The organism is Herbiconiux sp., from assembly GCF_023264855.1.
Taxonomy (GTDB): Bacteria; Actinomycetota; Actinomycetes; order Actinomycetales; family Microbacteriaceae; genus Herbiconiux.
Genome location: NZ_JAHFUW010000088.1, coordinates 1 through 7,410 on the forward strand (window position 1 = coordinate 1; position 7,410 = coordinate 7,410).

5 protein-coding genes are annotated in these 7,410 nt (G+C 70.9%); all 5 read right to left on the bottom strand.

Features of this window, described 5'->3' with window-relative positions:
- The coding region (locus tag Q0D75_RS20710) for a hypothetical protein (protein ID WP_291057732.1) at window positions 1–2,315 on the bottom strand (2,315 nt) is incomplete at its 3' end.
- A 178-nt stretch (window positions 2,316–2,493) separates the two neighbouring features.
- Window positions 2,494–4,098 carry a phosphate ABC transporter substrate-binding protein PstS gene (pstS, locus tag Q0D75_RS20715; RefSeq protein WP_291057734.1) on the bottom strand — a complete coding sequence of 535 codons (1,605 nt, stop codon included), beginning with the start codon at window positions 4,096–4,098 and terminating at the stop codon, window positions 2,494–2,496.
- Window positions 4,095–5,426, bottom strand: coding sequence for a phosphate ABC transporter permease PstA (gene pstA, locus Q0D75_RS20720; RefSeq protein ID WP_291057736.1), 1,332 nt, complete (start codon window positions 5,424–5,426; stop codon window positions 4,095–4,097). Before pstA ends, pstS begins: the two co-directional genes overlap by 4 nt.
- Window position 5,427: 1 nt before the next feature.
- Entirely contained in the window at window positions 5,428–6,588 is a 1,161-nt protein-coding gene (pstC, locus tag Q0D75_RS20725) for a phosphate ABC transporter permease subunit PstC (protein WP_291057738.1), read from the bottom strand.
- 145 nt (window positions 6,589–6,733) lie between these two features.
- The coding region (locus tag Q0D75_RS20730; protein ID WP_291057740.1) for a PASTA domain-containing protein at window positions 6,734–7,410 on the bottom strand (677 nt) is incomplete at its 5' end.

The window sequence follows — 7,410 nt, forward strand, 5'->3', positions numbered from 1 at the left end:
GCGGCCACCGTCCCACCGGCGGCGATCGAGGCCGCCGCCGTGAGCGCCTGGGCCTGCCAGCCGGCCGGGATGGGCGCGTAGCCCTCGGGCAGCATCCCGAAGGCCGTTCCCGGCTCCTGACCGGTGGTGGCCGCGTAGTTGATGAAGTTCGCGTAGTCGGTGCGCACGGCGGCGTCGGCCATCTTCGCGTTCACGGCGGCGTAGACCGGCATGGCCAGCGGATAGGCGCCCGGCGCCCCCTTGGCCTGCTCGGAGGTGGAGTCGAAGCGGTACACCTGGGGCTGTGCGGGGTCGGCGGTCATCGCCGCCGCCGCGGCGCTGAGCGAGTCGGTGGTGGGGGCGACGAAGTTCCCGGCCGCATTCAGCAGGCTGGCCGAGACCACCTGGTACTTCGCGGCGGCGGCGGTGTCGGTGAGCCCGATCACGCGCTGGAAGCCGGCCAGGTTGCGCGAGGCCTTGGTGTACTTCGGCGGGACCGAATTGGGATCCCACGGGCCGAGGATCTGGCCGTCGCCGCGCAGCACCAGGTAGGCGCTGGTGGCGAGGTCGTTGGTGTACGGCCGCCAGGTCACCAGGTTCACGGCGGAGGGCGTGCCGGCCTCCTGCTCGGAGGGATCCGCCTTCGGGAAGTCGTCGCGGGGGAAGGTCAGCACCCCGCTCGCGGTGCCCGACTCCGCCGCGTAGACATCCGGGTTCATCGAACTCCACGGGTTGACGATCATGCCGTACGGATCGGGGTTGCCCATCAGGAAGTCCACCGCCTGCTGGTCGCTCAGCACGTAGTTCCAGAGGGCGCGCGCGGAGTCGGAGCGGCCCTGCGGCAGCAGCATGTCGGCCAGCGACGGGGCGTTGATGCTCTGGTAGGCCCAGACCGGATCGTTGATGGCGAGGAAGTCGGGGTCGCTGGTGAGGTTGCGGGCGTTGTCGCCCGGCTTGTCCGGACTGACGTAGTTCAGATGCGACTTGTCGGCGCCCGTCGGCAGCGAGTCGAGGTAGGAGTTCGTGAGCAGTTTCGCCACGAGCCGGGGCGTGAGGTTGAGCGACTCGAACGGCAGCCGCTCGTTGCCCGACACCTCGTCGGGGAGGTCGCCGCCGAGCCGGTCGACCTCGCTGTCGATCGCGAAGGCGATCGAGATGCCGGTGAGCGCGATCGGCGCGTAGGTGAGCGAGTCGGTCACGTCGGGCGCGCTGAGCGCTCGCGAGGTGAGGGCCATCGGGGCCACCGTGGTGCCGTTGGCCGCCACCGCGGCATCCGACTCCGCGCCGGTGATGGTGGTGTAGGCGGCGCCTCCGGATGCCCCGCAGAGGCTGGGCTGCCAGGAGGCGATGGCCTCCGACACGAGCTCGCTGCCGGAGAGCTGGCGCTCCTTCGCGCCGATGCTGCAGCGCACGCCGACCGGGAGGAAGTCGAGCTTCACCGCGATCCGGTGCTTCCAGGAGTCCCAGAGCAGGCCGGAGTTCTTGATGTTCGTCTCGTTGGCGTCGGCCGCCCCGCGCGGGATGATCACGAGCCAGCACGAGCTGCCGCTGTAGGCCCCGCTGGCCGCGAGCTTCGGGGTGCCGCAGCCGAGGCCCGGCGACTGCGCCGCGGTCTGCACCTCGAACTTCACCGAGCCCTCGCCGTTGGCGCCGGATCCCGCCCAGCTGATCTCGTTGCTGGTGAGCTTGGTGAAGAACTGGTTCGAGTTGAGGTTGATCTTCGCCTCGGCCGGGAAGTCCTTGTCGATCAGGCTCGTGGTCTTCGTCGTCGTGTCGTACGCCACCCGCTCGACCTTGTCGCCGTTGGCGCCGAAGAACGGGATGCCCGTGTAGGTGGGATTGGCGAAGCCGGATCCGGGGATCGTGTACATCGCGTCCTCGGCCGGCACCGGCGTCTCGCCGAGGTAGGAGTCACGGCTGGTGCCCGGGGTGTTGAAGGCGCCGTACTGGCACTTCGTGCGGTCGGGCGCATCGGCGTCGTCGGCGCCCCAGCACTGCATGATCTGCAGGAAGTCGGTGCCGCCGTCCTGCCCACTCGGCGCCTGCGACTGCTTGCCGCCGGTCCAGCTCACCTCGATGCCCTGCGCGAGCAGGTCGCGGGTCTGCGAGACCGTCACCGCGAGCTCGGGCATCGGGGCGTTCTGCAGGTCGGTGTCCTGCTGGTTCGCCGCGACGGTGACCGCCGAGGAGGTGTCGGCGCTGGCCGGCGTGGCCGGGCTGCCGATGCCGGCGACCACGGCGACCCCGCCGGCGAGAACCCCGGCGGCGACCCCCGCGGTGAGCGAGAGGAGCCAGGATCGGCGCCGCGGACGACGGTGGCGAGGGGCAGAGGGCACGGGTTGCTCCAAGAGGGAATCCTGTGGATTCGTGGGTGAACGCCTGAGAGAGTATGGGCGCTCGGTGTCGGTGGGATGAACGGTGTGGTAAGGGCACCACCCCGGGAGATTTCGGGCGGACGACCGCGTGGGGGCGACCCGGGGCAGCCGCCTCCGGCCACCCCTCGAAGGGGTCACATCAGCTGTCGCGGCCGGCGCGCTTGAGGCGCCGGGAGGCGAGCGGGGGCACGATCACGGCCCCGAGCAGCAGCACTCCGGCGGCCACCATCAGCCACTGCTGCGGGCCCATCCCGGCGTCGGGAAGGGTGAACGGGCTGGAGACGGCAGCACCGGCGACCGCGGTGCCGCCGGAGACGAGAGCGCCGTTCTCGTCGTAGACGGGCGCCGCTCCCCCGGTGGTCGTCCCCGCCGCAGCGGCGGCCGCCGCCGGGGCGCCCGCGGCCGCTGCGCCGCCGGCATCCGCCGAGGTACCGCCGTTGCCCGATCCGGTCGTGTCGGTGGGCGTCTCGGCCGCCCCACCGGTACCGGTGGTGCACTGGTCCGGCCCCTGCTTGTCGCACGCGGCCGGCTGCGGTGCCGTGGCGGCGAGCGCATTGCTCCCGTCGGCGCTGAAGGTGGGGTTGTTGCAGGTCGACACGTCGACACCGATCGACCCGGCCCCGGGGATGCGGGCGATCTGCGTCGATCCCGCCTGCACCAGGTTCAGCGGCAGCGGTGAGTAGCCGAGGGTGTCGGCCTGCTGCTGGCCCTCGCAGAGCATGTAGCGGGCGAAGGCGGCGAGCGTGGTGCCCTTCGCCGTGGTGAAGGTGGTCGTGGTCTCGGTGGGCACGATCATGTACGAGTAGCTGGAGAGCGGATAGGTGCGCGGGTCGGGGCTGTTGTACACGTCGTCGAGGATCTGTGTGAGGTCGTCGTTGATGCGCGCCGAGAGCAGCCCGACCGCCACCGAGGTCGCTTTCGGCTCGATGTAGTAGCCCGAGTTGTTCAGCACCTTCGCCACCGGGAACCCGGCGTTCTTGGCGTAGGAGTACTCCACGTAGGTGATCGCGCCCTCGCCGTAGCCCTGCGAGACGTAGCCGGCCACGCCGAGCGATCCGTTCTGGGCCTTCATGGTGCCGCCGACCGGGTACTGCGAGGTCATGGCTCCCGAGGGGAAGTAGGAGGCCCACTGAGCCGGGTGCTGCTTCGACATCCAGAGCGTGAACTGGGCGGTGGATCCGGATCCGTCCGAGCGCACCACCGGCACGATCGCCTTGTCGGGCATCGCGAGACCGGGGTTGTCGGCGGCCAGCTGCGGGTCGTTCCAGTTGGTGATGGCGCCGGTGAAGATCTTCGTGATCGAGTCGCCGCTCAGCCGCAGGTTGGTGACCCGCTTGCCGCCGATCTGCAGGTTGTACATGAACGAGGTTCCGCCGGCCACGATCGGCATGTAGGCGTAGCCGGTGGTGGGCACCTCGGGGATCGATCCGTCTTCGGGAGCGGCCTGGAAGGGGATCTCGCTGACCGCGAAGTCGACCGACTGCGAGATGAAGTCGCGGCGGCCGGCGGAGGAGCCGGTGCCGGAGTAGTTGACGGTCATGCCGTAGTTGGCCGCCACGTTCTTGCGCCACTGGTCGAGGGCGTTCGACGACCAAGTGGAGCCGGTGCCGGTGATCGGCGTGTAGGTGTCGGCGCGGGCGGGAGCGGCATCCGCACCCCCGACGACGGCGAGCGAGGCGAGCACGACGGCGGAGACCGCCGCGGCCAGGAGGGGGCGGATGCGGCGGCGGGGTTTCGGGGTCACGCGGGGTCGTCCTCTGGGTTCGGGTTCGGGGATCGAGTGAGGTAGCGCCGGTCGTCGAGCATCGTGATGCGGTGCAGGTCGCGAATCGACTCGGCGGTGGCGGCGCGGCGCTGGCGGTCGGAGAGCTGGCCGGCGCCCTTGCCGCCGATCATCCGGGCGACGATGAACAGGGTGAGCACGAGCAGGATGAGCACCGCCGCCGTGCCGAAGCCGCGCGCGATCATCGTGGGCTCGGGCGAGCGCACGAAGTCGAACACCTGCAGCGGCAGCGAGATCATCGGGCCCGAGAACGGGTTCACGTTCATCACCGCGGTCACACCCGAGGTGAGAAGCACCGGCGAGGTCTCGCCGATGCCGCGGGCCGTGCCCAGGATGACGGCGGTCACGAGGCCCGAGCGCGCGGTCGGCAGCACCACGTGCCACACCGTGCGCCAGCGGGTGGTGCCGAGCGCATAGGAGGCCTCGCGGAGGTTGCCGGGAACCAGGCGCAGCACGACATCCGAGGCCCGGATGACGATCGGCAGCATCATCACGGTGATCGCCATGGCGGCGGCGAAACCCGAGCGCTGGTGGGTGACGAGCTGGATGATGGCGGCGTACACGAAGAGGCCGGCGACGATCGAGGGCAGCGCGGTCATGGCATCCGCGATGGTGCGCACGAACCGGGCGAAGCGGCCGCCGACCTCGTTGAGGAAGACGGCGGTGGTGATGCCGAGCGGGATGGTGATGGCCAGGGCGATGCCGATCTGGATCAGCGTGCCCACGATGGCGTGCAGGATGCCGCCGGAGGAGAGCGGATCCAGCGGGCCGGTGAGCTCCATCGTCTCGGTGAAGAAGTTGACGAAGGGCAGCGCCTCGGACCCGCGGGTCAGCGTGTAGACCACGATGAACACGAGGGCGCCGAACAGGATGACGCCGGCGCTGACCATCAGAACGGTCGCGACGCGGTCTTTCACCTCCTGGAAGTCGCTGCGCAGCGACACCAGCAGCATGTAGAAGCCGAGGAACGCCAGGAACGCCACCACGAACCAGCCGATCACGCCGGTGAGCGGGCCGATCCAGCCGAACAGCAGGGTCGAGAGAGCGAGGGCGCCGGCCAGGGCGCCCACCACGTTGAACTTCTCGTCGAGGGTGGCGGTGCGCACACCGCGACGCGGGCCCACTTCGACGCCCTCGACGTCCGGGATGCTCGTGGCGGCCGGTTCGTCGGGGTCGCGGTTGAGCTCCCGGTCGAAGTCCTCGTCGAGCTCGGCCTGGAGGCGGGTGCGGTCGTCGTCGAGGTCGACGTCGGGACCGGCATCCGGGGTCGTCTCGTAGATCGTGGTCATGTCACAGGCTCTCTGCGCCGGAGCGCGACCGGGCCACGATCGACGAGGCCGTGAAGTTCACGACGAGCGTGATGAGGAAGAGCACCAGGCCCGCGGCCATCAGCGCCGAGAGGCCGAACTCGCTCGCCTCGCCGTAGCGCAGGGCGATCAGGGCCGAGACCGAGTTGGTACCGGTCTTCAGCACCTGCCAGTTGATCGTGAACAGCGGCGAGATGATCATGTAGACAGCGATGGTCTCGCCGAGGGCGCGGCCGAGACCGAGCATGGTGCCGCCGATGATGCCGCCGCGGCCGAAGGGCAGCACGACCGTGCGGATCATGCCCCAGCGGGTGGCGCCGAGGGCGAAGGCGCCCTCGCGCTCGCCGATCGGGGCCTGGGAGAAGGCTTCGCGCATCACGGAGGCCTGGGTGGGCACCACCATCAGGCCCACGACGATGCCGGCGATGAACGCGGAGCTCGTGAAGGCGCTGGCCTCGGTGAGCACCGCACCGTCGTCGCCGGTGACCGCGAAGATCGGGATCCAGCCGAGGTAGCGCGAGATCCACTCGGCGACCGGGATGATGGCGGCCTGCAGGAAGAACACGCCCCAGAGGCCGAACACGATGCTCGGCACGGCGGCCATCAGGTCGACCAGGCTCACCAGGAACGAGCGCAGCTTTCCGCGCACCACCTCGGAGAGCAGCAGGGCGGTGCCGAGGGCGAGCGGGACGCCGACGCAGAGGGCGATCAGCGCGATCGTGACCGTGCCGAAGAGAACGGCGGCGATGCCGAAGGTCTGTGTCTCGGGCGACCACTGCTGTTCGAACAGAAAGCCGATGCCCGCCACCGAGAGCGCCGAGCCGGCGCGGATGGAGAGGAAGAGGCCCACCGCCAACATGATGCCGACCGTGGTGGCGCCGGCGGCGAAGGCCACCGTCTGGAACACGGTGTCGGAGGTCGAACGGCGAGACGCCAGTGAGCGAGGCCGCGGCGCACCGCTCCCGTCCCCCTCATCCGTCCCGCCGCCCGAACCTCCCGCGCCGCCCGCACCTGCGGCGCGATCGCCCTCGTGTCCGGCGTTCTCTTCGCCGGACCCGGCGATGACCTCGGTGCGCTCGAACCGGTCGAATCCGTCGTCGAGGAAGACGTCGTCGATCGTCTGGAAGACGTCTTTATCCGTCACGAGCCCTGCACCATGCGCTGATTCTCAGCGGGCCGGATGAACGGGCGGGGTCCGCCGCATGACGCCGACGTAGCCGGGACGTGGAGAGACGCGCGCCCGGTTTGCGGGGCGTCCCCCGTTCGCGGGTGACCCGCCCGAGGTCGCGTCAGCGGGGGTCGGCCTCGGGGGTGGGCGCCGGGGCCGTCGAGGTGGGGGTGGGCATCGGAGTGGGGGTGGCCGTGGGACTCGGCGGCGTCACCGGCAGTGGAGTCGCCACGACGATCGTGACGGTGCTGCCGAGCCGGGCGACGGTGCCGGAGGCCGGCAGCGTCTGCAGCACCGTGCCGGGCGTGGCCGCATCCGCTCGGCTGGTGACCACCACGTCGAAGCCGGCGGCGCGGATGCTCGTCACGGCGTCGTCCTGCGTGGCGCCCTCGACGGTGGGCACCGCGTTCGACCCCGAGGCGACCGTCAGGTCGACGACTGCGCCGGGTACCAGCGGACTTCCGGCGACCGGGTTCGACGCGAGCACGGAGTCGGCGGCACGGGCGGCGTTTTCCAGGGTGACGGCCCCCGCGGTGAGGCCGGCGGCGGCGAGGGCGGCGCGGGCCTCGGCGAGCGAGCCCTGCAGAACGGGAACGGGGATGAGCGCGGCCGCGACCGGCGTGGGACCCTGCGTCGGGGTGGGGGTCGGGGTGGAGGACGCCACCGACGGTTCGGGCGTGGCTGCGGCGGTCTGCTCGCTTCCGGCCGCGAACGACGACGGGGGCACGCTGCCGGAGGCGAGCGCCCAGGCGCCGACGACGAGCAGGGCGACCACGCCCGCTGCGCACCAGAGGGCGA